Source organism: Thermoflexus sp. (assembly GCF_025055495.1).
Taxonomy (GTDB): Bacteria; Chloroflexota; Anaerolineae; order Thermoflexales; family Thermoflexaceae; genus Thermoflexus.
The window spans coordinates 1-26,356 of record NZ_JANWXB010000221.1; the positions used below are offsets into that span (position 1 = coordinate 1).

At 62.9% G+C, this 26,356-nt stretch carries 23 protein-coding genes and 1 riboswitch; of the genes, 14 read left to right on the top strand and 9 right to left on the bottom strand.

Annotated features, from left to right (window positions below):
- Nucleotides 1-481: 481 nt before the first annotated feature.
- From NZM16_RS07330 to NZM16_RS07345, 4 genes are all read left to right on the top strand, one after another.
- Entirely contained in the window at nt 482-1,024 is a 543-nt protein-coding gene (locus NZM16_RS07330; RefSeq protein ID WP_295448591.1) for an ATP/GTP-binding protein, read from the top strand.
- 88 nt (nt 1,025-1,112) lie between these two features.
- Nucleotides 1,113-1,910: an alpha/beta hydrolase gene (locus NZM16_RS07335; protein WP_295448588.1), complete on the top strand. Its 798-nt coding sequence runs from the start codon at nt 1,113-1,115 to the stop codon at nt 1,908-1,910.
- Between the two features lie 122 nt (nt 1,911-2,032).
- Nucleotides 2,033-3,325, top strand: a complete 1,293-nt coding sequence (locus NZM16_RS07340) for a hypothetical protein (RefSeq protein WP_295479659.1) — start codon at nt 2,033-2,035, stop codon at nt 3,323-3,325.
- A 197-nt stretch (nt 3,326-3,522) separates the two neighbouring features.
- Nucleotides 3,523-4,593 carry a hypothetical protein gene (locus NZM16_RS07345; RefSeq protein ID WP_295448583.1) on the top strand — a complete coding sequence of 357 codons (1,071 nt, stop codon included), beginning with the start codon at nt 3,523-3,525 and terminating at the stop codon, nt 4,591-4,593.
- An 874-nt stretch (nt 4,594-5,467) separates the two neighbouring features.
- Here NZM16_RS07345 and NZM16_RS07350 read toward each other — a convergent pair.
- Together NZM16_RS07350 and NZM16_RS07355 are read right to left on the bottom strand one after the other, a co-directional pair.
- On the bottom strand, nt 5,468-5,677 hold the full coding sequence (locus tag NZM16_RS07350; RefSeq protein ID WP_295448580.1) for a hypothetical protein: 210 nt from the start codon (nt 5,675-5,677) through the stop codon (nt 5,468-5,470).
- A 219-nt stretch (nt 5,678-5,896) separates the two neighbouring features.
- Nucleotides 5,897-6,595, bottom strand: coding sequence for a ubiquinone/menaquinone biosynthesis methyltransferase (locus NZM16_RS07355; RefSeq protein ID WP_295448577.1), 699 nt, complete (start codon nt 6,593-6,595; stop codon nt 5,897-5,899).
- Nucleotides 6,596-6,723: 128 nt separating this feature from the next.
- Between NZM16_RS07355 and NZM16_RS07360 the strand changes: the two genes are divergently transcribed.
- Both NZM16_RS07360 and NZM16_RS07365 read left to right on the top strand, forming a co-directional pair.
- Nucleotides 6,724-7,578 carry an alpha/beta fold hydrolase gene (locus NZM16_RS07360; RefSeq protein WP_295448574.1) on the top strand — a complete coding sequence of 285 codons (855 nt, stop codon included), beginning with the start codon at nt 6,724-6,726 and terminating at the stop codon, nt 7,576-7,578.
- Nucleotides 7,559-8,191, top strand: a complete 633-nt coding sequence (locus tag NZM16_RS07365) for a metallophosphoesterase family protein (protein ID WP_295448572.1) — start codon at nt 7,559-7,561, stop codon at nt 8,189-8,191. Before NZM16_RS07360 ends, NZM16_RS07365 begins: the two co-directional genes overlap by 20 nt.
- A gap of 113 nt (nt 8,192-8,304) precedes the next feature.
- Here NZM16_RS07365 and NZM16_RS07370 read toward each other — a convergent pair whose 3' ends face one another.
- Together NZM16_RS07370 and NZM16_RS07375 are read right to left on the bottom strand one after the other, a co-directional pair.
- Entirely contained in the window at nt 8,305-9,300 is a 996-nt protein-coding gene (locus tag NZM16_RS07370; protein ID WP_295448569.1) for a ribonucleotide-diphosphate reductase subunit beta, read from the bottom strand.
- Nucleotides 9,301-9,378: 78 nt separating this feature from the next.
- Nucleotides 9,379-11,763: a ribonucleoside-diphosphate reductase subunit alpha gene (locus NZM16_RS07375; RefSeq protein WP_295448566.1), complete on the bottom strand. Its 2,385-nt coding sequence runs from the start codon at nt 11,761-11,763 to the stop codon at nt 9,379-9,381.
- 212 nt (nt 11,764-11,975) lie between these two features.
- Nucleotides 11,976-12,198, bottom strand: a riboswitch (cobalamin riboswitch).
- Nucleotides 12,199-12,519: 321 nt separating this feature from the next.
- On the opposite strand from NZM16_RS07375, the gene NZM16_RS07380 reads away from it, so the two are divergent.
- From NZM16_RS07380 to NZM16_RS07415, 8 genes are all read left to right on the top strand, one after another.
- Nucleotides 12,520-13,281, top strand: a complete 762-nt coding sequence (locus tag NZM16_RS07380) for a YebC/PmpR family DNA-binding transcriptional regulator (RefSeq protein ID WP_295448564.1) — start codon at nt 12,520-12,522, stop codon at nt 13,279-13,281.
- Complete coding sequence (ruvC, locus tag NZM16_RS07385) at nt 13,281-13,766, top strand: crossover junction endodeoxyribonuclease RuvC (RefSeq protein ID WP_295448607.1); 486 nt, start codon at nt 13,281-13,283, stop codon at nt 13,764-13,766. The genes NZM16_RS07380 and ruvC overlap by 1 nt, the downstream gene beginning before the upstream one ends.
- Before the next feature lie 175 nt (nt 13,767-13,941).
- Nucleotides 13,942-14,832 carry a response regulator transcription factor gene (locus NZM16_RS07390; protein ID WP_295479661.1) on the top strand — a complete coding sequence of 297 codons (891 nt, stop codon included), beginning with the start codon at nt 13,942-13,944 and terminating at the stop codon, nt 14,830-14,832.
- A gap of 409 nt (nt 14,833-15,241) precedes the next feature.
- The gene (gene ruvA, locus NZM16_RS07395; RefSeq protein ID WP_295448559.1) at nt 15,242-15,835 is read left to right on the top strand and encodes a Holliday junction branch migration protein RuvA; all 594 of its coding nucleotides are present in this window, start codon (nt 15,242-15,244) and stop codon (nt 15,833-15,835) included.
- Between the two features lie 737 nt (nt 15,836-16,572).
- Entirely contained in the window at nt 16,573-17,232 is a 660-nt protein-coding gene (locus tag NZM16_RS07400) for a phosphoribosyltransferase (RefSeq protein WP_295448556.1), read from the top strand.
- A gap of 174 nt (nt 17,233-17,406) precedes the next feature.
- Nucleotides 17,407-18,081 carry a CoA pyrophosphatase gene (locus tag NZM16_RS07405; protein WP_295448553.1) on the top strand — a complete coding sequence of 225 codons (675 nt, stop codon included), beginning with the start codon at nt 17,407-17,409 and terminating at the stop codon, nt 18,079-18,081.
- 373 nt (nt 18,082-18,454) lie between these two features.
- Nucleotides 18,455-19,615, top strand: coding sequence for an aminotransferase class I/II-fold pyridoxal phosphate-dependent enzyme (locus NZM16_RS07410; RefSeq protein WP_295448550.1), 1,161 nt, complete (start codon nt 18,455-18,457; stop codon nt 19,613-19,615).
- Nucleotides 19,616-19,641: 26 nt separating this feature from the next.
- Complete coding sequence (locus NZM16_RS07415) at nt 19,642-20,844, top strand: saccharopine dehydrogenase family protein (RefSeq protein ID WP_295448547.1); 1,203 nt, start codon at nt 19,642-19,644, stop codon at nt 20,842-20,844.
- Between the two features lie 107 nt (nt 20,845-20,951).
- Here NZM16_RS07415 and NZM16_RS07420 read toward each other — a convergent pair whose 3' ends face one another.
- From NZM16_RS07420 to tsaD, 5 genes are all read right to left on the bottom strand, one after another.
- Nucleotides 20,952-21,191: a hypothetical protein gene (locus tag NZM16_RS07420; protein ID WP_295448544.1), complete on the bottom strand. Its 240-nt coding sequence runs from the start codon at nt 21,189-21,191 to the stop codon at nt 20,952-20,954.
- Nucleotides 21,192-21,361: 170 nt separating this feature from the next.
- A complete protein-coding gene (locus tag NZM16_RS07425; RefSeq protein ID WP_295448542.1) occupies nt 21,362-21,826 on the bottom strand; it encodes a vitamin K epoxide reductase family protein in 465 nt (154 codons plus the stop codon).
- A gap of 430 nt (nt 21,827-22,256) precedes the next feature.
- Nucleotides 22,257-22,952 carry a thioredoxin domain-containing protein gene (locus NZM16_RS07430; protein ID WP_295448539.1) on the bottom strand — a complete coding sequence of 232 codons (696 nt, stop codon included), beginning with the start codon at nt 22,950-22,952 and terminating at the stop codon, nt 22,257-22,259.
- The gene (gene glp, locus NZM16_RS07435) at nt 22,949-24,256 is read right to left on the bottom strand and encodes a gephyrin-like molybdotransferase Glp (protein ID WP_295448536.1); all 1,308 of its coding nucleotides are present in this window, start codon (nt 24,254-24,256) and stop codon (nt 22,949-22,951) included. Before glp ends, NZM16_RS07430 begins: the two co-directional genes overlap by 4 nt.
- 960 nt (nt 24,257-25,216) lie before the next feature.
- On the bottom strand, nt 25,217-26,221 hold the full coding sequence (gene tsaD, locus NZM16_RS07440) for a tRNA (adenosine(37)-N6)-threonylcarbamoyltransferase complex transferase subunit TsaD (protein WP_295448532.1): 1,005 nt from the start codon (nt 26,219-26,221) through the stop codon (nt 25,217-25,219).
- Nucleotides 26,222-26,356 lie beyond the last annotated feature (135 nt).

The window sequence follows — 26,356 nt, forward strand, 5'->3', positions numbered from 1 at the left end:
TGATCAATTACTTCCGTCGGCTGTAGCGCTTTCGAGAGCAGCGGAGCTGCCGAAAGCGGCCTGGCCCGCCTGCAAGAGTTCAGCCAATCCCAGATCCCTTCGTCCAGCTGGCCGATATCCGGTTTCTACCCATCCGGTGGACGATAGGGCTTTCGGTCCGGGGTTTCCGCCGGCGAGAAAACTGATCCCTTCTCGCTCCTTCCCTCGTGGCCCTCCGGGCTGTGGGAAGGAAGATGTCTGTCCGTTCGTCCATGGCATTTCAGGATGGGGGTGAGGCGGACTTCGACGGCCCTGCCTGCATCCGGGGTCTCGAATCTCCCTCCCCACGGCTTGGAGGACCGTTCGGAAAGGGCCTCATCGGCTTTCCAGGGCAGGCTAGCACCATAAGCTCTCATACGATCTCCGCCCGATAGAATGCGGGTGCGAAGACTGAAGGTCCACCTCCCTGTTCCGATAGATCTCTGAGGAGGATAGCTAACCCATGCAGGCCGTGAAGATCGTAGTGACCGGGCCCTTTGCCTCGGGGAAGACTCAATTCATCCGCACGATCAGCGAGATCGAGGTGGTCTCTACCGAACGAAGGATCTCCACGGCGGCGGAGCGGGCCATTAAGGATCAGACCACGGTGGCGATGGACTTCGGGCGGATCACCATCGATAAGGATCTGGTGCTGTATTTGTTCGGGACGCCCGGTCAGCGGCGGTTCGATTTTATGTGGGAGATCCTGGCGGAGGGAATGTTGGGATTCATTGTGATGGTCGACAGCACGAGACCCGAGACGTTCCGTGAGGCCCGTAACATCCTCGACGCCTTCCGTCGCTACGCGCAAACCCCCTTTGTGGTCGCCGCCAACAAACAGGACCTCGAAGATGCCTGGGACCCGGAGGATCTTCGCATCGCGTTGCGCCTGGATGGTCAGATCAAGGTGTTGCCATGCGTGGCCACCCGACGCGACAGTGTGAAAACCGTGGTCCTGGAGCTGCTCTACTCCATCCTCGAGGAGCTTTCAGCTTCCCAGCGATGACCCGAAAGGAGGGGCGGCGTTTGCCCATCAGGAATGTCGTTTAACCAGTCTGCCGGGATTGGGCGACCTGCATGTTCGGGCTTTCGAGATGAGCTCGATCGTCACGGAACAGGGGATTGTCCATTACGAGGCGATCGGTCGGGGGCAGCCCGTGATCTTCCTCCACGGGTGGCTGGGATCTTGGGCTTACTGGATCGACACCATGAACGCCCTGGCTTCCCATTGCCGCTCGTATGCGCTGGATTTCTGGGGGTTCGGCGAGTCCGATCGCAAGCGGGCCAGCTTCACCGTCCCCGATTTCATCGCCCTCGTGGTCCAGTTCATGGATCGCCTGGGGATCGCCTCGGCGGCGCTGGTGGGCCATTCCATGGGGGGAACAGTGGCCCTCGGGGTGGCCCTGGGGCATCCGGACCGGGTGACCCGGGTGGCCGTGGTGGGTTCTCCGATTGTGGGGACCTCGTTGAATTTCTTTCTTAAGATGGCGGGTCGGCCCTTCTGGGCTTTCCTGGCATATGCATTCCCAGCCGTGGTGAAAGCGGGGACCTATCTGGTCTCACCCACCATCACCCGGAACTGGCGGACATGGTATCGAATGTGGGAACGGGACCTCTCCCGCACCACGCTTCGCTCTTTTTTCCAGAGCATCGGCAGCCTCCATCGCACGGATCTCCGCCCGCTGCTTCCTCAGCTGCGCCCTTCGGCCCTGGGGATCTATGGAGCTCGCGACAACATTGTGAACCCGAGCCAGGCGTTTCTCCTGGCGCAGCAGGCTCCCCGGGCACGGATTGTCTGGATGCCGGAGGCGGGCCATTTTCCAATGCTGGATGAGCCGGAACGCTTCTGGCAAGTCCTGGCGGAGTTTCTGCTGTCGAGCGATTCGGAATAGTGTTGCTCTGTCCAATTTTATAGGAGTTACATAGTTCCTCACCTGCTGGGGCTTTGGGGGCGGAGCCGGGCGCCGAAGGCCCCCGCCCTACATCCCAAACCCCCAAATAGGGGAAGACCGGGATGAGTGGCAAGTTGCGGAAGGTCATTATTCGGGATCGCCGCCTGATCCCACCCTTCAATGAGCCAGCGCGGGACCTCATGGTTCTGAACAAGCCGCTCTGGCTGCAGCAGCGGGATCTTCTGGCTCCCTATTGCGGCGAGGAGATAGAGGTCGATTCCCTGGATGAAGTCCCGGACGATCGCGTGCCAACCCTCGTATATCGGGATAACCTGTTTTTCGATGAGCCGTTCATTCGGACGTTTCTGGAGCGGGCGCGACGGCTGGGGAAGGCCTGCCGCGTGGCCTTCGCCCTGAACGACCCAGCGATCGTCCATCACGCCTTGCCCCTCCAGCGCGGGATCCGGAGAGAAGGGGATGTCTACGTTGCGGATTTGTGGTATTTCCCCTACGGAAAAGAGCCTTATGCACGCCCTTTGGTCATCGAGACCCTGGCCCGGGAGATCGGCTACTATCGGGTGCCCCGCTACATGGCCCCCAACCAGGGGGATCTCACCTTCTGGGTGCCCCTGCGGGCTTTCCTCTCGATCGAGCACTGGGTTCACATCTTCATGGCCAATTCCCCCTTCGGGATCTTCGCTGAGGGCGCGCGGATGGAGGCGCAGCTTCATCGCTTGGATGTTAAGCTCCGCATCCTGTGGCGGGCGATGCTGGAGCGACGCCAGGTCCTCTCGTCCTCGGCGCTGGTCCGCATCGGGCGGAATGTCCAGATCGATCCCACGGCGATCTTGCAGGGGCCAGCGGTCATCGGCGACAACGTCACCATCGGCGCAGGAGCGGTCATCGCCAACAGCATCATCGGCAACAACGTCAACATCGGCCAGGGGGTCCAGGTGTTGCTGAGCGTGGTCGGCGATGGCTGTTTCCTCCCCTTCCGGGCAGCCCTCTTTATGACCACGATGATGGAACACTCGATGGTGGCCCAGAACACATGCTTGCAGCTATGTGTCGTGGGCCGCGACACGTTCATCGGCGCGGGGACCACCTTCACGGATTTCAATCTGCTTCCCAAGCCCATCCGCTCCCATTTCCGGGATGAGCTGGTGGAGGCCGGGATGCCGGTCCTGGGCGGCTGCGTGGGGCATCACTGCCGCCTGGGGTCCGGCTTGGTGATCTACCCCGCCCGTATGATCGAATCCGACGTGGTCCTCTTCGCTACCTCTGATCGCCACGTGATCACAAAGAATGTGTATTACGAAGACAGCGATCATCTGCGGATCCCGGGCGGGGCGGCGCTTCATCCGCGGCTGTATCCACGGGAGAAAGCGGAGGTCTCCTCCAGGATGACCTTGTGAGCGTTCGATCTTTCGAGGAGGGTGGCCGCCTTCGGCAGACCGTCCCCTCTGAAACTGGACTTTGGAAGAATTCATGCCTTCTTTCTCCACGGAGGTTCGAGGGCTGGAGGGGCTGGCCCCCAACAGGTAGAAGGCGCAGGAGGCCTGGTGCGAGGCCCATTTGTCCAAAGCCCAACGGAAAACATGGTGGTTGAGAGATGGACAATTTTGCTTTCATCCTTCACCCCATCGACCCGAAGCGGGACGTCCAGCGTAAATTCCCCCTTCTGGGACGCCTGTTGCCGACGGCCGCGATCCACTTTTTCTCCGCCTATTTTCCTCCGGTCTATCTCTCCCATGTGACGGGGGTTCGCTCACGGGCGACCGGCAAGGAGATCGAAGGATGGCTGGTAGCCTGCCCGCTGACCCCGCAGCGGATGCTGGCGCTGCCCCCTGAGCGGGTGTATCGCAAGATCATCGAGACCGGACGGCTGGCGGAGCGGCTGGGGGCTCGGATCCTGGGGCTGGGGGCCTTCACGTCGGTGGTGGGCGATGCGGGGGTCACGATCGCCAAACACCTGAGCGTCCCGGTGACCACCGGGGACAGCTACACGGTGGCGGTTGCCGTGCAGGCGCTGCGCGAAGCCGCCCGGCGGATCGGGATCGTGCTGGCAGAGGCCACCGGGGCGGTGGTGGGGGCGACCGGCGCCATCGGGCGGATCGCCGCCCGGCTGCTGGCCCGGGAGGTCCCGCGGATGATCCTGGTGGGCCGCCGCCCGGAGCGCCTGCTTCGAGTTCGGGAGGAAGTGGAGGCGGAAGGCGCTGAGGTTCAGATCGTCACGGATGTGGCGGCCATCCGGGAGGCGGATCTCATTCTCGCCGTGAGCAGCGCGCTGGAGAGCATTATCCAGCCCGATCACCTGAAACCCGGAGCAGTGGTCTACGATGTTGCCCTCCCTCGAGATGTCTCCCAGACGGTGGCCGCGCGGCGGGACGACGTGCTGGTGATCGATGGGGGGATGGTGGAGGTGCCTGGCGAGGTGGACTTCGGGTTCGACTTCGGGCTCCCGCCCCGGATGGCCTATGCGTGCATGGCGGAAACGATGATCCTAGCTCTGGAAGGCCGCTACGAATCCTACACGCTGGGGCGGAAGCTCCGGCTGGAGAAGGTGGAGGAGATCGCCCGGCTGGCGGAGAAGCACGGGTTTCGCCTCGGGGGCTTCCAGTCCTTCGGCCGGCCGGTGACCGAGGAGCAGATCGAGCGCATCCGCCGGAACGCCCGCCGGTGAAGGGCTCCGGCGCGGGCGGGATGTTATGGAGCTGCGGACCTGGCCCCGCCGTTCTTCTGCCTGCGGAAGACCAAGCGAGCGGCCCGCCTCGCTATTCGCGACCTTCGGTTCGCAACGGTGTCATCCGCCTGTGTCATCGGAGCGTGCGCCCGACGCAGGGCGAGCGTCCAGGAAGATCCCCCGATTTGGGCTACGCTTGAAACAGAGTTTCCCGCATCCCAGTCCTAAAAGTCTCTTCTCACCAATTGTGTGGGGATTTTTCGTGGAGCGTGGGCCGCCGCAGGCAGAGCGGTCCTCATGGAAATCTCGCAGGAAAAATCCGCAGTCGATATCGGTGGAGATGAGAACACGATTCTCCTCCGCGGCGCTTGAGGATCTCCGATTATCTCCTTTTTGTAATTTTGGGGCATATAAAATTCTCGCATCTTACTTTTTACTTTTCACAGCTTACAGTTGCAACATCCCCAGTAAGCGCTTCAATGCCCCCGCATAGCGCTCAGCACCGCCTGCTGCTTCACCCTGCTGCACTAGAGCGGTCCGGAATAGATCTCCATTTAATTATACATAATTATACAATCGTCTGCGCAAGCTAACGAAGGAAACGGTCAAGTCATGGAAAGCTTCATGAAGTCGACTGGAACGAGTGTTGCGAGACCCATGCGGCGAGGCTGTACGCTCACCATCCCAGCCCGGCTGATCCCGACGTCCTCACGGCGAGATCAAGGAAAAGGATTGCACTGTAGCCGACGGCGCCGGCGACAGCCCAGCGGAGGATCCGCCATACGGTCGCGATGCTTTCTCGCAACGTGTAAACGGTGCGCAGCCGAAGCCAGGCAGCATGATCCTGGAAGTTCGAGGAGGGCTCTCCGATCCCTCACGCCCCGTAGGTCTCCTCCCATTCGGCGGCTGCCTTCCATATCAGCGCGTTGAACCGTTCGTAGCCGATGCGTTTCCATCCACCCGGGTCCTCCGAACAGATTGTCTTGCACAATCCATAAGGAAGAGCGGCCTCAAGGCTTGCCGGGCCACCGCCCGCCGTGTTCGCAGCCCGCAGGCCCTTCCGTTCGGGGATTCGTGCTTGCATTCGTGGACGGCTCCCTCCCAAACAGGTTCCTGCGATCGGAGCGATCCCCGTGGTGGGTTCGGGACTTGCTTCTTTATCCATGCCGCTTCCCAGCATAGGGAAGGGACGCAACTCCCCCAACCCCTGGGCTTGCAACAAGGCACGGCCAAACCGACCGGCGCGGATGGGATTGCCTTCGGAGGGCGGGCGGCCCTCCGCGGGCCTCTCGAGGGAAGAAAGTCAGGGCCGGACGCCGACTACAAGGGCCACAGCTCCGAACAGGAATGTTCGGGTCTCTTGCAGGATGAGGCCAGCCCGGATCATCGCCTGAGCCAGCTCCTCCAGGGTGAAGAAATCTTCCACCGATTGAGGGAGATAGGTGTAGGCCGCGCGATCGCCCGCCACGATCGCTCCAATCCATGGAACCACGCGATGAAAATAAAAGCGATAAAATGGAGTCCACCATCGCGGAGACAGACGGATGGCCTCCAGGCATGCCACCCGGCCGCCTGGGCGCGTCACGCGGGCCTGTTCCCGGAAGGCCAGGTCCAGATCCGCGACGTTGCGCATCACGAAGCCGGAGACCACGGCGTCGAATTGCTCATCCGGAAAGGGGAGACGCAGCGCGTCCCCGCCCACCCATCGGATGCGATCGCGGCCAGGCTTCTCGCGCCCGCAAAGCATCATCGGGAGGGTGAAGTCGCAGCCCACCACGAGGGCAGCGGGACGCTGGCGCAGCGCTTCCGCCGCCAGATCGCCGGTCCCGGACCCCACATCCAGCACCCGGGCGTCCAGCGGAAGGGCGCATGCCTGGATCGTCTGCCGGCGCCAGCGGAGATCCATCCCGCCGGTCATCAGGCGATTCATCAGATCATACCGGTGGGCGATGCGGGCGAACATCGCCCGAATTTGTTCAGGCCTTCGAGGGTTGGGGATCATAGGATAAGGACCTTGCGATGTAGCTCCGATATGAATTATGCAACGGGTCTGAAAAGATTTCGGGGTTGGGTAGGCTTCCTAACCCGAAAGCCTCCAGGTGCTGACTCAGGAAGGAGAAGCGATCGCGCATGGCCGCTCAGGATTTCAGGAATATCTACCCCCCTTTCGACGAGGCGATCCGAACGTTCTGGGAGCTCCGTCCCGGAGAAGGGCCGCTGCGCCCGGGAGGCGAGCCGTTCTTCTTCCCCGGAGGGCCGGTGGGTGTGTTGCTGATCCACGGGTTCACGGGCGCCCCTCAGGAGATGCGTCCCTTAGGGGTCTTCCTGGCCGATCATGGGATGACCGTGCTGGGGGTTCGATTGCCCGGCCATGGGACACGACCGGAGGATCTGCGACAGGTCACTTGGCGGGACTGGGCGGAGACCGTGGCCAGGGGTGCGGAGGCCTTGCGAGACCGATGCGAGCACGTATTCCTGTGCGGCCTCTCTATGGGTGGGATCCTCGCCCTCTATGAGGCGGCCCGACAACCGCCGGACGGACTGATCGTCATGGCCTCTCCTTATCGGATCCGGGACATCCGTCTTCGGTTTCTTTGGTTGCTGAAACGGCTGATCCCGAATGTGGGGAAACCATCCTCGGATCTCCGCGATCCGGAGGCGCAGGCGGAACGGGTCTCCTACTCATGGTATCCGCTCGCGGTGGTGGAGGAGCTGCTTCAGGTCCTTCGAGCGACGACCGCTCGTCTTCCCCAGGTGCGCTGTCCGGCCTTGCTGATCTACTCCCAGTCCGATCGCACGGTCCTTCCGGACCAGGGATGGGCGATCTATCACCGGTTGGGGAGCACAGATAAGACGATCCACTGGCTGGTCCGCAGCGGCCACGTTATCCCGGAGGACATCGAGCGGGAGGAGGCCTTTGAGCAGATCGAACGCTTCATCCGGCGCGTGGAGGCGCAGGGGAAGCGTGCGGGAGCGGAGCGCTGAGGTGGAGCGCATGCGCACGTTGACTGTTGGTCTGATCGCCGACACCCATGTCCCGCAGCGGCTGGAACGTCTCCCGCCGCAGTTGGCTGAGGTGTTTCGCGGCGTGGCCCTGATCCTGCACGCGGGGGATCTGAATCGCTGGCCGGTGCTGGATGAGCTGGCCCGCCTGGCCCCCGTCGTGGCGGTCCGGGGGAACGCCGATCTGGGCCTTCGGCTGCCATGGCGGGAGATTGTGGAGATCAACGGGGTTCGGATCGGGCTGGTGCATGGCCATGGGGGCTGGCCAGTTTATTTAAGGAACAAAATTCGGGAAGCAACCATCGGCTTCGAACCGTTGCGTTATCTGCGATATGCGCGTTTCGCTTTTCCGGATGGAGTGCATGTGATCGTCTCTGGGCACACCCATCGGCCGCACCTGGTCCGCGTGAATGGGGTCTGGCTGGTGAACCCGGGCCCCGTGGCCCCGGATTATTACGTCCAGCGAGGGCCGACAGCGGGTCTTCTCCATGTGAGGCCCGGAGAGCTGCGATATGAGTGGGTTGATCTCGCCACCGGATGGGCTCGAGACTGGATGCTTCCATGCGACGCGTCGCATGCCTGGGATTCAGGGTAGCCGGCTAAGCGGCGCGCTGGGGGGCGCGGGCGCTCCTCCGGCTACCCAAGTTTTCTTGCTCTCCTGCAGAGAGGCCAGGCGTCCGACGGATCGCGCCGCGAGCCCTGGGGGCCTTATTGACGAGGCCGGCCGATCTCGTAGTTCACGTTGCGAGCTTCAAAGAAGTTGACCTGCTCCGGCAGGTCGATCTCAATTGCCAGCCAACGTAAAGGATTCGGGCTGTGGAACTGTGCGCCGATCCCCAGCTCCTCCATCCGCCGGTCCGCCACGTAGCGCACATAGCCGTTGAGTAGCTCCGCATGCATTCCCAGGATCGGCTGTGGCAGAAGGGATCGATTGTAGTTCTCCTCCAGGGAGACCGCTTCCAGGATCATCTCCCGCAGTTCCTCCATCATGTCTTCCGTCCGCACCTCGGGGTGCTCCTGGAGAAAGGCCTGGATCAGGTGGATGCCGAAGGACAAATGCAGGCTTTCATCCTTCAGCACCCAATCGATGATCGTGTTCAGGCCTCGCAGCAGGTTTCGCCGCCGGAAGGAGAGAGCGAAGGCAAACCCGGAATAGAAGAAGATCCCCTCCAGGACCACGAAGAAGCCCACTAGGTTGCGGAGGAATCGTCGACGTCCTGTCGGGGTGCTCAGGTCCAGCCCTGGCTGCAGGATTTCGGCAGTAAGCTGACGTTGGAAGGCCGCTTTGGCTGCGACAGCGGGATGATCTTCCAGCATCCCGAACACCCGCTCCCGATCCACAGGAAGAGTCTTGATCACGTATTCAAAGGCCATGGTGTGGTTCGCCTCTTCCCAGGCCTGTCGGACCAAATACAGCCGGATCTCAGGAGCGGTTAGATAAGGGTAAAGAGCCATCAGCAGATTGCTGGTGACCATGGATTCCATCGGGTTGAAAAACCCGAGGAGGATCTCGACCGCATGTCGCTCTTCTGGGCTGAGCCGTTCGTGCCAATCCTGGACGTCATCTTGGAGCGGCGCTTCCTCGGGAAACCAGGTGTTGCGCTTGGCCTGCTGCACATGAGCGTAGGCCCATGGGTAGCGCAGCGGGAACAGACGCATCGGCTCCAGCGGATTGCTGCTGAACAGCCCTTGGGCAGAACGCATCGCGCAGCCTCCTCTCTGTGGGGTAGTGAAGATGTCGTTGGGCCGGATGCCTGGACACCGGCCGCTGGGGTCGGCGGGCTACTGACAGGCCTCGCAGGCTTCATTCAGCGCACAGGCGGCGCCTTCCTGCAGCTCGGCCTCCACTGCTTCCACCCAGCGGGGGCGCTGGGCGCTCTTGTTCACGGCCACGGTCGCCGGTTCGGCCCGCATGCGGGGCATCGTGTAGCAATAGTAAGTGGCCTTCAACCCCATCTCCCAGGCCCGGAGATAAACCCCCTCGAGCTCGGCGGGCGAGTGAGCGGCGAAATACAGGTTGCGGCTGATCCCCATATCCACCCATTTTTGAGCCCGGGCCGTGATCTCCAGCAGAGCCTCCGGCCGGATCTGGAAAGCGGTAGGAAAGCGCCGGCGCACCGGCTCGGGGATCTCGGCGATGCCCATCACGTCCCCTTGGGATTCCACCAGTCGCTCCCGGACCCGTTCCCACAACCCGAGTTCCCGAAGGATCTCCACCAGCACGGGGTGGAACTCTACAAACCTTCCGGAAAGCGTAGACCGGACGAACAGGTTGCTGAAGTAGGGGTCCATGCTGGGGCTGGTGCCGGCGATCAGGGCGATCGTCGCCGTGGGGGCGATGGCCATCACCGTTCCGTTGCGGATCCCTCGACGCACCTCCTCGCGCAGGCCTTCCCAGTCCAGGTCACCGCGGCAGGAGCGGTCGACGGGCACCGGGCGGCCGCGTGCCCGTTCCACGTCGGCGAGGGTGTCCAGCGGGAGGCGGCCGTTGGACCACTCGCTTCCGTCGAAGCGGGGGAAGGGGCCGCGCTCCCGGGCCAGGGCGACGCTGGCGCGGATGGCGTGATAGGAGAGGAACTCCAGGATGCGGTCGGCGTGCTCCGCCGCCTCCGGGTCATTGAAGGAGAGGCCCCAGCGGGCCATCAGCTCGGCAAATCCCATCAGCCCCAGTCCTGCCGGCCGATTCAAGAGGTTGCTGCGTCGGGCCCGCTCATCCGGATACAGATTCAGGTCGATCGCGTTGTCCAGCCCCCGGAGGGCGATTTCCACCGTGCGGGCCAGCTCCGCCTCGTCCAGCCGGCCGTCCGGCCGCAGGTGGCGGACGAGGTTGACGCTGGCCAGGTTGCACACGGCGATCTCGTCGCGGTTAGTGGGAAGGGCGACCTCGGTGCACAGGTTGAGGGAGTGGATCACGCCGGCGTGGCGCAGCATGCTGCGCAGGTTGGCGCTGTCCTTAAAGGTGATCCACGGGTGGCCGGTTTCCATCAGGGCGGCCAGGATCTTGCGGTAGAGCTCCCGCGCCCGCACCTTGCGCCAGGCTCGGCGGGGGAGCTGTCCTCGTTCCGCCTGCTCAATGTAATCCTCATAGCACCTTCGGAAGTCCTCTCCATAGCGGTCAACCAAGTCGCCGGCGACGAGCGGGTCGAAGAGATACCAATCGCCGTCAGCCAGCACCCGCTCCATGAAGACGTCAGGGATCCAGAGGGCGGTGTCGAGGGAGGGGGTGCGCTGGTAGGGATCGCCGGCGTTGCGGCGCAGATCTAAGAAGGCCTCGACTTCCAAGTGCCACGGCTCCAGATAGGCGGCCATCGTCCCCCGCCGCCGGCCGCCCTGATTGATGGAGTGGATCAGGGCGTCGTAAAAGTGCAGGAAGGGGATGAGGCCGCCGCTGCGGCCGTTGATGCCGCGCACCGGGGCGCCGACGGCCCGGATGCGAGTGACCGAGGCCCCGATCCCCCCGGCGTATTTGGCCAGCATCCCGAAAGCGGACGCGGCGTCCAGAATATGGTCCAGGCTGTCGTGGACTTCGTAGACGTAGCACGAGGCCAGCTGGTGGTGGGGCGTTCCGCTGTTGAAGAGGGTGGGGGTGCTAGGCAGGTAGCGCAGAGTGCTGATCCGCTCATAGAAGCGCAACGCCCACGCCTCCCGGTCAGCTTCGGCCAGTGCCAGCCCCATGGCCACTCGCATCCACATTGCTTGGGGCGGCTCCAGCACCTGTCGGCTCTCCGGATCGCGCACCAGGTAGCGGTCGTAGAGGGTGGCTAGGCCGATGTAGGGCAGGAGGGCGTCTCGCTGTGGGTCAATCGCTCGGGCCAGCCGCTCCAGGTCAAAACGGAGCAGGTCGGGGTGGAGCGCGCCCTTTTCTACGCCCGTCCGAATGTATTGAGGAAACCAGGAAATGTAGTCTGGATCCTCCGATCCTGTGGTCTCCAGAAGGATGCGCTGTCGCAACAGAGCCGCGGCGGCCCGTTCCCACGAAGGATCTTCCCAGATGTGAGCGGTGGCGATCAGGAGCAGCCCTTCTATGGCCTGGAAAGGCTCCAGGCGGTCGAGCATGCTCTCCTGAGCTTCAGCGAGGAGTTGGACCTGCAAGGGCTCTGGAAGTTCGGTCATCCGAAGCCAGCGACGCAGGAGCGCCTCGCCGTGGGAAACTCCTTGTGCGATCATCGCAGCCTCCCAGTGGAGGATGGGAAAATGTATCGTTCTTCCCCCCCGCGACAGATCTGCTGGAAGGGGAAATGATAGCCCCGCCCCCATCGCTTAGATGGCCGTGAGGACGGAGAGATCGCGCGAAGGTGGACTCCCACGGGAAACGGCCGGGGAAGGTTCTGCCTTTTGGATGAGGAAGGCAGCCTCGATCGCCCTCCCGCGAGGCGATCAGCAGGTTGGGGAGGATGGGCCGGTCTTCGGGCTTCCAGATCGTCCTACTCGCCGCGCCTTCCCAGGAGATGTCTCTCCCAGTGGCGGATCATGCAGCCCTTTGGGGCGGGCCGCACTCAGCGGCTTTCGTCCCTGGTTACCGCTGCGGGGCAGCGCCGGTTTCCCACCGGACTTCCCGTCACCCATCCGCCAAGTTGTCCGGCCTTGACATAATTATAAGCCCGAAGCGGGCAAAAGTCGACTTAAGCTTCTTAACAAAGCTCATCGGCGCTATGGGGGACAGGTCGTTCTGGCGCAGGAGGGGAGGCAACGAGCATGTGATCTCGGCGCGATGGATGGAAGCCCTTCGTCCTTGAAGGAGTGCCATCTGGTATTCACCTAACCGACTTCCGACATAGGCGGAGTACGCTTTGTGGGGCGGCGAGGGGATGAGGACGCAGAATGCCGTCAAGGGAGAGGCGCTCCGAGGAAGCACGCAGCTACGTTATGATAGAATTGCGATGGAGAGGAACGTAAGACCCCTGTGGCGGAGGAGGAGCCTCAATGGCCGGACATAGCAAATGGGCGAACATTAAGCACCGCAAGGCGGCTATGGATGCCAAGCGGGGGCAGCTCTTCAGCCGCCTGACCCGAGAGCTGATCGTCGCGGCCCGGGAGGGAGGGCCGGATCCGGAAACGAACTTGCGCCTGCGGCTGGCGATCGAGCGGGCACGGGCGGCCAATATGCCGAAGGAAAACATCGAACGGGCCATCCGGCGCGGGGCCGGTCTGGAGAAGGGGGCGGAACAATTCGAAGAACTGCTCTACGAGGGCTATGGTCCCCACGGGGTGGCGATTATCGTGCGGGTGCTGACGGATAATCGCAACCGGACGGTGGCTGAGCTCCGCCGGATCTTCTCCCGCCATGGCGGCAGCCTGGCGGAATCCGGCGCGGTGATGTGGAACTTCGAGAAGAAAGGCTACATCGCCATCCGACCCGACGGCCAGGATCCGGAGAGGATCTTCGAGCTCGCTATCGAGGCCGGGGCGGAAGATGTGGAGATCAGCGAGGATCTGGTGGAGATCTACACGGCGCCGGAGGATCTCCAGGCGGTCCGCCAGAGCCTGCTGCAGGCCGGCCTGACCATCGACAACGCGGAGCTGACCATGCGGCCCAGGACGCGGGTGACCCTCGATGACCATGCGACCACGTCGGTGATGTCGCTGGTCGACGCGCTGGAGGAGCTGGACGACGTGCAGCAGGTTTATTCGAACCTGGAGATCTCCGATGAGCTGATCCGAAAATACGAGGCCCAGGCCGCTTGATGCGGGTGTTAGGGATTGATCCGGGGATCGCCATAACCGGTTATGGCCTTGTAGAGGACCGGGCAGGGGATCTCGAGGCCCTGGCCTACGGGGACATCCGGACACCGGCCGAGGAGCCGCTCCCTCTGCGCCTCCGTCGGCTCTACGAGGCCATCCGGGCGCTCCTTCAACATTACCAGCCAGACGTGGCGGCCGTTGAGCGGGTGTTCTTCGGGCGCAACGTCACCACCGCTTTCGCCGTCGGCCAGGCGCGCGGTGTAGCACTGCTGGCGCTGGCCCAGGCGGAGATCCCGGTCTACGAATACACACCGGCCGATGTCAAGCAGGCGCTGGTCGGATACGGGAGCGCCCCCAAAGCGCAGATCCAGGCAATGGTCCGCATGCTTCTGCGCCTGCCCGAGATCCCCCGTCCGGATGACGTGGCGGATGCCCTCGCGGTTGCCATTTGTCATCTCAACCACGCCCGCCTATCGGCGATGCCTTAGAGATGGGGGGACGGGCGGGGCTGCCTGCCCTCAAGATGTTCAATTTCCTCCCATGGCCCTTCGGGCCCCAGGGTAGGGGGCTGGCCCTCGATCGCCTAGAGGGCTCAAAGGGCCCGGGGCACAGTCCGTTTGTCTAAGGATTGCCCGGATCACACCCGAGCAAGATGGATTCAACATGATCGGCCCGGTTCTGATTGTCGAGGATCAACCCGCTGAGGCGCAGGCGCTTTATGAGCTGCTGAGCTGGAGCCGCCGGCCTGCAGTGGTGGCCCCCGATCTCCGAACTGCCCGCCAGCGCCTCCTGGAGCTTCGCCCCACGGTGATCGTCCTGGACCTGAACCTTCCCGATGGAGACGGCTTGGCGTGGTTGAGGGAGCTGCGCGCCCGATCCTTTGGCTGGAGCCTGACCATCCTGGTGGTCTCCGGGCGCGCTGACCCGGATCACATCGCCGAGGCTCTCCTGGCGGGAGCGGATGATTATGTGACCAAGCCGTATGCCCCTCGAGAGCTCCCGGCCCGGATCGCAGTGGCCGAGCGCTTGGCTGCGCTGCGCGCTGGGTTCCGCTGGCTCGCCGCCTTCCGTCCGCCTCTCCCATCCCAGGGGCGCTATCCTTCCGCTGGTATCCTCGTTCTGCGCCCGTCGGATCCCAGAGGTTCGGAACATCTACTCTCGGAGTGGGCCTGCTGGACCCGTTCCCTTCGACAGGAAAATGGCCTCCCCTTTCCCATCCCGGATGGAAGCCTGCTGGGCCTGTTCCCCAGCGTGGCTCGGGCGCTCGGCGCCCTTCGACGCACGAATCATGGGGATCCCCCATGGAGGGCAGTGCTTCACATCGGATCTGTATCCGTGGGGTGGCTGGAAGGCCCCGGGCTGGCCGCAGGGGCAATGTTCGGCGAGGCGGTTGAGGAGGCGATTCGTCTGGCGTATCTGCTCCCGGCGGGCATATGGCTGATCACGGATCCCGCTTACGCGGCGCTTCCTGCACCTCCGCCGGCCCGACCGTGGCCATTGGCCGCCGAGCTCGCAGGGCTTCCCGCGTGGGAGATTCGGATGGAGGAGCTTTAAATCCATGTCCGCAACCGGGCCCAGCCAGTGGTGCGTGTTCGGAGCATGAGCCAGGATCTTTCTTCCCTCTCTCCGCTCTCCACATGGCTGTGGGGAGGGGGAAGAAAAGACTTCTGCGAGGGGCAGAGCCGGGGGCCGAAGGCGCCCGGCTCCGCTCCCAAAGCCACCTGAGGAAGCAAACGGCGTAACTCCCAAATATTTCTCAGGAAGGCGACCCACACCCCCCCGAAACTGTCTCTTTCCACCTCCCTGTGCGGCAAAGCCGCCCGGAGAGGGGTGGGAGAGATGGGGCCATGCCCACGGCCTCATGGACCCGGCGAAAGCGGGCCTCCCGTTAACACTTATAGGGTTCGGGGGGGGAGGGGTCCTTCCGGCCTGCCAGCGAGATCCCGAATAACAAAGAGGAGCGATGCTCGTTCAGGTGCGTGGGATCGTAGAGGCCATTGGGAAGGATTGGATCCGGCTGGATCTGAGCGGATGGGTGATCCAGGCTTATGTCCCCCCCAGCGTGCTGGCCCGGGCTCGTATCGGGGAGCCAATCACGCTGCATACGACGCTGGTGACCCGTATGGAAGGTCACGGGCTGCTCTTCACCCTTTACGGGTTCGCCGATGAGGACGAGCGGGAGCTCTTTGAGCAACTGCTCACTGTGAACGGCGTGGGGCCACGGGCCGCTCTCGCCTTGCTCGGCCTTTCCGCTCCCACCTTGCGGGCGGCGATCGCCCAAGAGCAGGTAGATGTCCTCCGGCGAGTGCCTGGCATCGGCCCCAAAACCGCGCGGGCAATCATCCTTCATCTGAAGGATCGGATCGGCGCGGTGTCGGCGCCTGGGGTTCCCATCCCACGGGCCGACGACACGGAGATCATCGCCGCGCTCACCGCCCTGGGCTACAGCGTGGTCGAGGCCCAGGCCGCCCTGGCCCATGTGCCGCCGGACCCCAACCTGTCGCTGGAGGAGAAAATCCGTCTCGCTTTAAGCTACTTCGCTGGCCCCAGGCGTTAAATCGCTCGCCGATCCTCCTCCAAGAGGGTAATAGGAGGAAACCGGCCGCGCAGTTCCTGTGTTTTTCTCCCTCCTCCCCGTGGCCTCCAGAGCCATCGGGAGGAGGATTTTCGTGTTCCGCCTCCAGCGCAACAGCCGGGCAAGCTGCTCCCGCCCCGCTTCGTCTCTTCGGCCCCCCGGAGGGCACGACGGGTGGGGGCTGGCGGAACGCCGAAGGCGTCCCGCCAGCCCCCGAATCCCTGCGGAGAGATGCATCGTTCGCGCAAGCAGCGTCGAATTCATCGCACGCGTTGGCTTGCTCCCTGTGGGGGTTTCTGAGACATGCAGGCCGCTATCTGACATCCTCGCTCTTTCCCCCTTCTCCCCCACGGAGGGGAAGAAAGGGAGCCGATCGGCCTTTCACGTCATTCCCCCGCGCTATCCCGCTGGTGATCGAGGGGCGATTTGCGTTAAGATGGTTTTCGAGAGAGTGGTGCTTTGTCCATTTTCATTGGGGGGTAGGGGGCGGTGCGGGGGGCCAAAGGCCCTCCACACCGCCCCCGAAAGATTTTTGGGGGAAGGAGCCATGGCCTTCCGGACGGGCTTCGGTTCCTCCAATCCCCAGTGGATAACTGGACAAAGCAGTAGTGCGTAACTATCGGATTTTTGCGGCTGGCCGTGCATCGTTCTGTGCCTGGCTCAGCGTGGGAAGGGGTCAACTGTGCACTTTCTGATCGGAAAAAGAGGGGGAGGACTGAATGCGATTTCGAGATCGAAAAGATGCCGGACAGCGGTTAGCGGCGGCATTGCGGGATCTGGAGCCGGAGGCCCGAGTGGGGCGGGTGGTCGTGATGGGGATCCCTCGGGGGGGTGTGGTGGTCGCCTATGAGATCGCCCGCGCTCTTCAAACGCCCCTGGATGTGGTCCTGGCCCATAAACTGGGCGCCCCCGGCAACCCGGAGCTGGCCATCGGCGCGGTGGCCGAGGATGGAACGCTGTGGATAGATCCCCTCGCCGTAGCGGAGCTGGAAGTTTCTCCTGTTTACATTGAAGAGGAAGTTCGCCGTCAGCAGGAGGAGCTACGACGGCGGGCTGCCGTCTTCCGCGGCGCCCGTCCGCCGATCCCGGTGGAGGGCCGGACGGTGGTGGTAGTGGATGATGGGATCGCGACGGGGGCGACCATGCGGGTCAGCCTGCGCTCCCTGCGGAACCGGGGGGCGAAGCGCCTGATTGTGGCTGCCCCAGTAGCCCCGCCGGAGATGCTCCCGCGAGTGGAGGCAGAGGCGGACGCGGTGATGGTGCTTTACACCCCTGCGCTGTTCTGGGCCGTCGGTGCGTTCTATGAACAATTCGACCAGGTGCCGGATGAAGAAGTGGTAGCCCTCCTGGAGGAAGCGATCGCCTGGGGAAAGAACTAACCCCAATGGGGATGGGAAGCAAGCTGAGCCCTTCCCCAAGGGCCCTGGGGAGGGAGTGGAAAAAACTTTTTGGGGCTGGGGCGCCGAAGGCGGCGCCCCAGCCCCAAAACCCGCGGGAGAGTTTGAAGGTCGCACATGGCGTGACTTCGATGAGAAGGATCCATAGGATCGGCCATGGAACCGGAGCCCGCGCAGCTTTCCCTACAGGAACTTATCCGGCGGCTTCGAGAGCGGCTGGCCCGGCCGCTCCCCGGACCGTCCGCCCAGTGGGAGATGGCCCCTCCTTACCGGCGGGCGTTGCTGGCGCAGCTGAACGAGGAACCGGCGCAGGCCCGTGCAGCGGCCGTGTTGATCCTGCTCTATCCCAACGGTTCGGAGCTGGCCTTTCCGCTTACCCTCCGAACCCTCTATGTCGCCTATCACAAAGGCCAAGTTTCGCTTCCTGGGGGGGCATGCGAGCCCGGGGAATCCCCAGTGGAGGCTGCCCTTCGGGAAACGGAGGAGGAGCTGGGGCCCCTGGGGGAGGCGGTGGAGATCCTGGGCTCTCTAACGCCGCTTTTCGTCCCCCCCAGCAGCTTCATCGTGCATCCGGTGGTTGGGTATCTCCCCAGGCGCCCCACGTTTCGTCCCGCGCCGATGGAGGTGGCGGAGGTGCTGGAGGCTACCCTCTCCTGGCTTCTCGATCCCCTTCATCAGGACGAAGAGGAGCGTGAAGTCTATGGCGCGCGCTGGCGGATTCCGGTGTTTCGACTGGAGAACCATGTGATCTGGGGGGCCACCGCCATGATCCTGGCGGAATTCCGGGCCGTCGCGCGCGAGGTTTTGGCGTCCACTGAAAGGAGGGCTTAGAAAGCCCGCGAAGAGGCGGCTTGTCCAGCCGCCTAACCCCGAGGGCGTGCCCCAAAGGCGTGGGGACTCTATCCGGGCCTTCCAGCGGGCCCGCTCCGGTTCCAATCGGCAAACCGAGGGCACATCTCATCTCGAGCGAGAAAATAGTAAATATAATGGAGTTGATGCGTGATTACAGCAGAAGGGCTTTTTGGAACCGGGAGACTGGCCTTCCCGGCCTATCGAGTTTTTTATCCCCCATTCCCACCGCCCTTTGGGCCGTGGAAAGGGGGTGGGGCAATGCGTGGCCGAATTGCACAACCCGTCTAACGAGATGAGATAAGGAATCCTCAATTCAGCTTCCAGGCTCATTTTCCTCCTGGAGAGAGCGGCGATGCGCAACTTTATCGCTCAGCGCGTAGCTTCCATTCCGCCCTCGGGGATCCGCCGCTTCTTTGATATCGCGGCGACGATGAAAGATGTCATCAGCCTGAGCATTGGAGAGCCTGACTTTGTCACCCCCGAACCGATCCTCAGGGCCGGCGTCGAATCGCTGTTGCGAGGCGAAACTCACTATACCAGCAACTCCGGTCTGATTGAACTGCGGGAAGCGCTCGCGGAGCACCTTTATCGCCTCTACGACGTATCGTATGATCCGGAGTCTGAGCTCCTGATCACCGTGGGGGTGTCCGAGGCCCTCTACCTCGCCGTCAACGCGATCCTGGATCCAGGGGATGAGGTGATCATTCCGCAGCCCTGCTTTGTCTCGTATGCGCCGGAGGTCGTCTTGGCGGGTGGCGTGCCCATCGCTTTCGCCACGCGGGCGGAGGAGGATTTCCAGGTTAACCCCGCTGACGTCGAGGCTCGCATTACTCCGCGCACCAAAGCGATCCTCATCGGCTATCCTAATAATCCGACCGGTGCCGTGATGCCTCGGGAGAAGCTGGCGGCCATCGCCGCCATGGCGGAGAAATACGATCTCCTGGTGATTTCCGATGAGATCTATGACCGCCTGGTTTACGATGGGATTCATACCTGCTTTGCCTCGCTCCCCGGAGCGCGGGAGCGCACCATTCTGCTGGGGGGCTTTTCGAAGGACTACGCGATGACGGGTTGGCGGATCGGCTACGCGGCGGCCCCGAAGGAGCTCATGGATGCGATGCGCAAGATCCATCAGTATACGATCATGTCCGCCCCCACCCCCGCTCAGTATGCGGCCCTGGCCGCCCTTCGGATCGGGGAGGAGTATGTGGAGCAAATGCGTCAGGAGTATGATCGACGCCGGCGCTTGATTGTGAAGGGCCTCAACGAGCTGGGCCTGACATGTTTTGAGCCAAAGGGCGCCTTCTACGCTTTCCCCGCTATCGCTCGCACGGGGATGAGCGATGAGGAATTCAGTGAGCGCCTGCTCTTGGAAGAGAGGGTCGCTGTGGTGCCAGGCAGCGCCTTCGGCCTGGGAGGGGCGGGTCACGTGCGCTGCTCTTATGCCACGGCCTACGAAAAAATCGAAGAGGCCCTGGAGCGGATCGCCCGCTTCATGAAGCGTTATGGATAAAGGACGTATCAAAAAGGAGAGATTCCATGCGCGTCGTGATCCTGGGAGGGGCCGGGAAGATCGGCCGGCTGATCGCCCGAGATCTGATCGAGGGGCCTGATCCGGCGGAGGAGGTGATCGTGGCGGACCTGGATGAGGCGGCCGCCATCCAGGTCGCCCAGGAGCTCGGATCTGGGGCCAGGGCCATGTTTTGTGATCTCCTGGATGTGGATCAGACCGCACACCTGCTGTATAGGGCCGACGTATGCATCAACGCCGCCCAATATGATTTCAACCTCCAGGCGATGCAGGCCTGTCTGGAGGCAGGCGTCCCCTATTTGGATCTGGGGGGCCTTTTCCACATGACCCGCCGCCAGCTCGCTCTGGACGAGGAGTTCCGATCCCGGAAGCTTCTGGCGATCCTGGGCATAGGTTCCTGTCCGGGCCTCTCGAACGTGCAAGCCGCCTATCTGGCCTCCCAGCTGGATCGGGTCGAGCGCCTGCGAATTTACAACGGCAGCCTACCGCCCGGAGAAGGGGAATTCGCATGGGGTTATTCCATCCGGACCATCCTCGATGAGCTCACGATGCGCCCCGTGGTGTTCGAGGAGGGAGCCTTTGTGGAGAAGGATCCTCTTTCCGGGGAGGAATTCTATCTTTTCCGGGAACCTGTGGGATGGCAGAAGGTTCATCTCTCTCTGCATTCCGAGGTGGCTACCCTGCCTCTGACCTATGCGGAGAAGGGATTGCGGGAGTGCTTCTTCAAAATCACCTTCTTCGGTCTGGGCGAGGAAGTGGTTCGGCGGTTGAAGTTCATGGCGGATCTGGGATTGACCGGCCAGGAGCCGGTTGAAGTTCCCGCCGTGGAGGAGGGAGGGGCTCATCGTGTTCGGGTGCGCCCACGGGATGTGTTGGTGGAGGTCTTGCGACGTCGCCCGACGGCGCAGGAAGCTTCAGCCTCCGGCTTTAAAGACGTGGCGACGGAGGCATGGGGATGGCGGGGCGGGAAACCTGTCCGCTTGCGCGTCGACACCCTTGCAGGCCCCCACCCCCGTTTGGAAGGCGGCGGGAGCGCCATGCTGGTTGCCGTCCCGGCCGCCGAGGTCGCCCGCTGGGTCGCCCGGGGTGAGATCTCCCAGCACGGCGTGCTCCCGCCGGAACAGGTGGTGGAGCCCCTGCGTCTCTTTCAGGCCCTCGAGCATCGTGGTGCATGGACAGAGCGCACAACGATGGAGCGCGTAGAAATATAAGAGTCCATATTCCCCTTGGCGAGAGTGCGGTGCCTTGCTAACCTCAAGAGGATGGAGGTTTTGCGGCGGGGGCCTCCAGCCCGCCTGTTCACGCTTGGGGGCTGGGACTACCATTCCTCCTCGTCCTCTTCATCTTCCTCCAGTGCGAATTCCTCCTCCCATTCTTCCTCTTCATCGAAGCCCAGCTCTTCCTCCTCCAGGGCCTCCTCTTCTTCCTCCCATTCTTCTTCTTCCGCCTGAGTGTAGGTGAGACAGCCCATCTCTGGATCCAGCTCGATCTCATCGGCTGTGCACATGCCAGCCTCTAAATAGACACAGTCGACATAATGACATCGAATGCGAGGCATAGGCTCCTCCTGATCTGGATATCCGTTCGCTCTGGGATAAACAGCGAGCGGCGAAGCCGCCCGTTCCGCTTCTTTCCCTGCTCCCCGCCTACACCATTCAGCAACGTGAGGGAGGAGGGGAAGGCGCAAGCGCCGAATCCCCAGCAGGGGCCACAGGGATTGGAACAGGGTTACAGGTTATTTATAAAGAATGTTCGATAGAATCGGATCCCGGACACCCCCAGCAGCAGGGTGATCAGGATCGCCGAGGTCACGCACCAGCTGCACCACGCATGGAGGATGAAAGCTTCAACGGCAGTGAGATACATGGAGAAAACCCAGCCTCCCAACGCGATGGCGAAAGAGAACGCCACGGCCCACGTCTGAAGGGAGGCATGGCTTCCCCAAAATGGAAGCGCCAGCGCTGCAAGAACCAGATACGCCCCCAATCCCCAGACGGCCACCGGGATCCCCAGTAACTCTGCATAGGGGCTGTTGTTCACGATATCGCAGCCTCGGAACCCGATGCAGATCAGACCCTCTCCGCTGATTTTGCTCCATGCGAGATATCCAGCCACGCCTGCCCCAGCCAGGGCCAGCGCCAGCTGGATGAAAGAGAGCATATCCCTGTGCGCCGTTGTGACGCGCGGCGCCATCTGCCCCTCCGCTTTTTATCGAGTTTTATCCCGCAAATTAATGCTTCGAGAGCCCATCCGATGTCGCTTCAGGAGCGGGGAGAGCCCCCTCCCTCCCTACGTCCCTTCGGGACATAGGGAGGGGAAAGAGGATTGTTCAAGCGTGGGGAAACGGACGGCAAGGCTTCGATCCAGCTCCCTGCAAGATTCGATGGAAGGTGTCCCTTCCGTAGCCCGAGGCCCCGCAGGATCTTCGAGAGCGGGCCTGGACATCTCCACGGATGAATGGGCCATGGATGGAAAGAAAGGATACGCCATGGGCAACTTCCGAGCCCTCCCGCAGGTTTGGGGGGAGGGGCCTGGATCGCTTCCCTCCCGAAGGCCCCTGGATGGGACTTGACGCCTGAAGTTGCCCGTGGCGTGGGATCATTCGCCTGATCATGCAACCGGTCTACTGACCTTGTCGCAGCAGGGTGTCGATATAGGTTTCATAGAAAGTCACATCATAGAGCCCCTCGATCTTCTCGCCGTTGATGAAGACCGTGGGTGTGGCTCGCACCCCCCGCTGGCGGCCGGCCTCGGTGGCGCTACGGACGAAATCCCGATATTTCCCGGAGAGCAGACAATTCTCAAACATCCCTCGATCCAATCCCACCCGGGTCGCGAAGCCGATGAGCCGGTCGTCGGAGAACCAGCCCAGGTTTTCCCCGCGCTGGTTGGCGAACACCATGTGCTCATATTCCCAGAACTTCCCCTGTTCCGCTGCGCAGGCCGCGGCTTCTGCCGCGCGGAACGACTCTGGCCCCAGGAAAGGGAAATACCGGAAAATATAGTAGACCTTTCCGGGTTTCACATACTTCTCATCCAGGCGCAGCCCTACCTCGCGCGCGTAACGGGCGCATACCGGGCACTGGAAATCCGAATATTCCTCGATGACGATCTTCGCCTCCGGATTCCCCTTGTAGGGATATCCATCCGGTGTTAAACCCGTCGGATAATCGACCGCTGCCACCGTCGCTGCTGGTCGGTTGGTCCATAGCTGGTATCCGATGAGGGCTGCAACGCCGAGGACCACCGCCGCGATGAGCAGCAAGGGCAGCCATCGGGGGGAAGAAGCACGGCGGGTTTGAGGAGTCCGTTTGCTCATAAAGCCCTCCCCAGGGCTACAGATGGAAGGATCACGGAGGTCTCGATCAGGTCTTGTAAATCGACCCAGACTTCCGCCATGATCGTTGCGCCGGCCGGAAGCGTCCGGATGCCCTCCGGGAGGATCACCAGGCCGTTCGCCCGTGCCATGGCGCTCAGAATATGGGAGCCCTGAAGCCCGCTCAGACGGGCCTGGAATTGGCCATCCTTGTAGAAGATCTGCGCTCGGAAATAAGTCTCACGTCCATCGCTGGAAACCGGCTCGGCCAGGCGCGCCGGGATGCGCGGGCGCTCCCAGCGGGGATAGCCACCCATCCGGCGCAGAGCGGGGCGGACGAATTGATCGAAGGTGATCATGGCGGAGACTGGGTTGCCGGGCAGCCCAAAGAAAGGAACACCTCGATAATGGCCAAAGGCGAAGGGCTTTCCCGGGCGAATGCGGACTTTCCAGAGGCGGATCTCGCCATGACGCCCCACCACTTCCTTTACCCAATCATAAGCGCCGACGGAGGCCCCCGCCGAGGAGACGATCAAATCCGGGCGGTGCGCAGCCGCTTCATCCAGCAGCCGTTGCAGATCCTCCGGGTCATCCCGGGCGATCCCTAGCACGATTGGCTCCCCTCCCGCCTCCAGGGCCTGAGCGGCCAGGGCGGTCCGGTTGGTTTCATAGATGCACCCCGGGGGGAGCGGCCGACCGGGTTCGATGAGCTCATCGCCGATCGCCAGCAGGGCTACTCGGGGACGGCGATGAACCGGGATCTCGAAGCGGCCCAGGGCGGCCAGCAGGGCCAGAGCGCCGGGCGTGAGCACGGTGCCGGGCTCCAGCGCGATGGTTCCTCGAGCTACATCCTCGCCTGCCGGGCGAACGAACTCCCCCGGTCGGACGGCTCGGAAGACAGCGATCATCGGTGGAAGCGAGCGGCCAGGACCCCATGTGTCATCGGTATCCTCCACCGGGATCACCGCATCCGCCCCGGGAGGGAGCGGCGCCCCCGTGGCGATCCGCACCGTCGTTCCAGGCCCCATCGCGCCGGAGAACGGATGACCGGCAGCCGCCTCCCCCAGCACCCGGAGGTGGATCGGATGTTCCCGTTGGGCCCCCTCTGTATCCGCGGCGCGGACAGCGTAGCCATCCATGGCGGAGTTCGGAAACGGCGGGAGATCATGCTCAGCCCGGATGGCCTCTGCCAGAACCCGCCCCAGGGCCTGCGGCAGCGCGACGGATTCGGGAGGAAGCGGCCGAAATTCCTCCAGAATCATCCGGCGGGCTTCATCAACCTGCAGCCCTTCCTGAACGGCGGCCATCAGGATTGCCTCTCAATGCGGTGTTGCTGGATGGTGCCGAGATTCGGGAATTGAGCCGAAGGGCTCCTGGCCCAGCTCCCCGAAAAGAGCCTTCCCCTTTTCTGAGGCCTTTGAGCCGCGGGAAAGGGAAGAGGCCGCTCGCCTTCCCCATCCGCTTGGATTGCCCGAATCCTCGAAACAGATTACGACGATGCACGGTTGCTTGGTCGATCAAGGGATTTTCCGGGGGCAGGGCCGGGAGCCTGGGGACCCCAGCCCCGCCCCCGAAAGGCGCTCTCTTCCTTCCCGTGGCCACCGGGTCGGAAATAAAAAAGAAGAAGGAACATCTTTGAGGTAGAGGGTCCAGGGCTGAAGACCCGGACCTCGTCCTCAAGCGCCAAAACATGAATGCGACTGGTTGTGTAACGGGCGAGGAGGGACTTCTGGGGTGGACCCTCCGCCCAATTATGCGATGGATTTCACGAGGTGCTACATCCCCGGCGTGCCGGATTTAGTGTAGCGAGGGAGGAAAGGCCTGTCAACTATCGAGTTCGGGCAGAAGGCTTCCCTCCGGGTTTTCAGTGGGAGAGCGTAGCCTTTCCGGTGCCATGGTGAAGGATCAGATTTCCGCCCCTCCCGAATTCGACCCCTTTTTCTTCGGCGGAGCACAAGCGCTAACCAAACGCTGGATTTCGCCCTGGCTGTGGGGCCGAGGGGACTGCCCTACCCCCTCTCTCCCCGTGTGGCAAGGCCGTATGCAGCAGGTCTCGAATTGTGCAACGCCTGGCTCCAAAACCTCAGAATGCCTCCGACGCTCTGGATCCCCGGCCGAATGCACCCTCCCTTCTGTTGGCGCTTGCGCCCGTGGAGAGGGGAAGGAGAGCAGGACATGGGACGGAGTAAGGATGAAGTCATCCCACAAGCCCTGCAGGGGCTGTTGGGGGAAGACCTGCGCAGCGGAAGGAGTATTCGTCCTGTGCTCTATCCGATCTTGGCATCCGGATCTACATCCAGATCCAGGGATGCGAAGTGACCAGCGTAGGCATGCAACGCTGCTGCGGCGCCGATCATCGCTGCGTTGTCGGTGCAGAGCCAGGGAGGGGGGACATAAACCGGAACAGGGGCGCGTCGGGCCATCTCCTCGCGGAGGCGCCGGTTGGCGGAGACGCCGCCTGAGATCAGAATGGCCCGCGCTTCGTAATGATGCAGGGCCTCCAGGGTTTTCGTAACCAGTTGTTCGATGGCCGCTGCTTGAAAAGAAGCCGCCAGATCGGCTACTGGAAGCGCACGTCCTTCAAACCGCTCCACGATCCGAAGGACCGCCGTTTTCAACCCGCTGAAGCTGAACCAGAGGGGGTGATCCACCTTCGGGAGAGCGGGAAGCGAAAACGCCTGCGGATCCCCCTCCTGGGCCCTGCGCTCGATCGCTGGCCCGCCTGGGAACCCCAGACCCAGGAGGCGCGCCACTTTATCGAACGCCTCCCCCGCCGCGTCGTCGATGGTCCAGCCCACCCGGCGATGATCCAGGAGATCCCGCACCCAGATCAACTCGGTATGGCCTCCGGAGACGATCAGAGCGAGAAACGGGAAAGGGATATCCTCCGGGGGATTGCCCTCCACCCGAAGGCGATGGGCGTAAAGGTGACCTTCTAAGTGATTCACAGCGATCAGAGGTTTGCGACGAGCGAAAGCCAGGGCTTTGGCGAAACTCACCCCCACAACCAGGGAGCCGGGCAGTCCGGGGCCGTAGGTCACCGCTATGGCATCGATGGCCTCCCACGAGAGGCCGGCCTGAGCCATCGCCTCCCGGGTTACAGGCACAATGGCTTCCACATGCATCCGGGCGGCGATCTCCGGGAAAATGCCGCCATATTTCGCATGAAAGGCCGCTTGAGAGGCCACAACGTGGCTGAGCAGGATGCGGCCCTCCTCCACCACTGCAGCGGCCGTTTCATCGCATGAGGTCTCGATCGCCAGAATCCGCACGGTCAGGGTCTCCTATCGCGGTCCATATGTTCGCAAACCGAAAGCGCAATCCGCTCCTGCTTTGTCCGGTTATAAACTGGGGATTTGAGGAACCGAAGCGAGTCCGGAAGGCGATGGCCCCCCTTTCTTCTCCCC

Excerpts from the sequence above, each read along its gene's own strand:
- NZM16_RS07430 (WP_295448539.1), bottom strand. The coding sequence starts at position 22,952 with ATGAGCAAACGGACTCCTCAAACCCGCCGTGCTTCTTCCCCCCGATGG.
- glp (WP_295448536.1), bottom strand. The coding sequence starts at position 24,256 with ATGGCCGCCGTTCAGGAAGGGCTGCAGGTTGATGAAGCCCGCCGGATG.
- NZM16_RS07335 (WP_295448588.1), top strand. The coding sequence starts at position 1,113 with ATGAGCTCGATCGTCACGGAACAGGGGATTGTCCATTACGAGGCGATC.
- ruvA (WP_295448559.1), top strand. The coding sequence starts at position 15,242 with ATGCTCGTTCAGGTGCGTGGGATCGTAGAGGCCATTGGGAAGGATTGG.
- NZM16_RS07405 (WP_295448553.1), top strand. The coding sequence starts at position 17,407 with ATGGAACCGGAGCCCGCGCAGCTTTCCCTACAGGAACTTATCCGGCGG.
- NZM16_RS07355 (WP_295448577.1), bottom strand. The coding sequence starts at position 6,595 with ATGATCCCCAACCCTCGAAGGCCTGAACAAATTCGGGCGATGTTCGCC.
- NZM16_RS07380 (WP_295448564.1), top strand. The coding sequence starts at position 12,520 with ATGGCCGGACATAGCAAATGGGCGAACATTAAGCACCGCAAGGCGGCT.
- NZM16_RS07350 (WP_295448580.1), bottom strand. The coding sequence starts at position 5,677 with ATGCAAGCACGAATCCCCGAACGGAAGGGCCTGCGGGCTGCGAACACG.
- NZM16_RS07345 (WP_295448583.1), top strand. The coding sequence starts at position 3,523 with ATGGACAATTTTGCTTTCATCCTTCACCCCATCGACCCGAAGCGGGAC.
- NZM16_RS07360 (WP_295448574.1), top strand. The coding sequence starts at position 6,724 with ATGGCCGCTCAGGATTTCAGGAATATCTACCCCCCTTTCGACGAGGCG.
- NZM16_RS07400 (WP_295448556.1), top strand. The coding sequence starts at position 16,573 with ATGCGATTTCGAGATCGAAAAGATGCCGGACAGCGGTTAGCGGCGGCA.
- NZM16_RS07410 (WP_295448550.1), top strand. The coding sequence starts at position 18,455 with ATGCGCAACTTTATCGCTCAGCGCGTAGCTTCCATTCCGCCCTCGGGG.
- NZM16_RS07375 (WP_295448566.1), bottom strand. The coding sequence starts at position 11,763 with ATGATCGCACAAGGAGTTTCCCACGGCGAGGCGCTCCTGCGTCGCTGG.
- ruvC (WP_295448607.1), top strand. The coding sequence starts at position 13,281 with ATGCGGGTGTTAGGGATTGATCCGGGGATCGCCATAACCGGTTATGGC.
- NZM16_RS07330 (WP_295448591.1), top strand. The coding sequence starts at position 482 with ATGCAGGCCGTGAAGATCGTAGTGACCGGGCCCTTTGCCTCGGGGAAG.
- NZM16_RS07425 (WP_295448542.1), bottom strand. The coding sequence starts at position 21,826 with ATGGCGCCGCGCGTCACAACGGCGCACAGGGATATGCTCTCTTTCATC.
- NZM16_RS07370 (WP_295448569.1), bottom strand. The coding sequence starts at position 9,300 with ATGCGTTCTGCCCAAGGGCTGTTCAGCAGCAATCCGCTGGAGCCGATG.
- NZM16_RS07390 (WP_295479661.1), top strand. The coding sequence starts at position 13,942 with ATGATCGGCCCGGTTCTGATTGTCGAGGATCAACCCGCTGAGGCGCAG.
- NZM16_RS07420 (WP_295448544.1), bottom strand. The coding sequence starts at position 21,191 with ATGCCTCGCATTCGATGTCATTATGTCGACTGTGTCTATTTAGAGGCT.
- NZM16_RS07340 (WP_295479659.1), top strand. The coding sequence starts at position 2,033 with ATGAGTGGCAAGTTGCGGAAGGTCATTATTCGGGATCGCCGCCTGATC.
- NZM16_RS07415 (WP_295448547.1), top strand. The coding sequence starts at position 19,642 with ATGCGCGTCGTGATCCTGGGAGGGGCCGGGAAGATCGGCCGGCTGATC.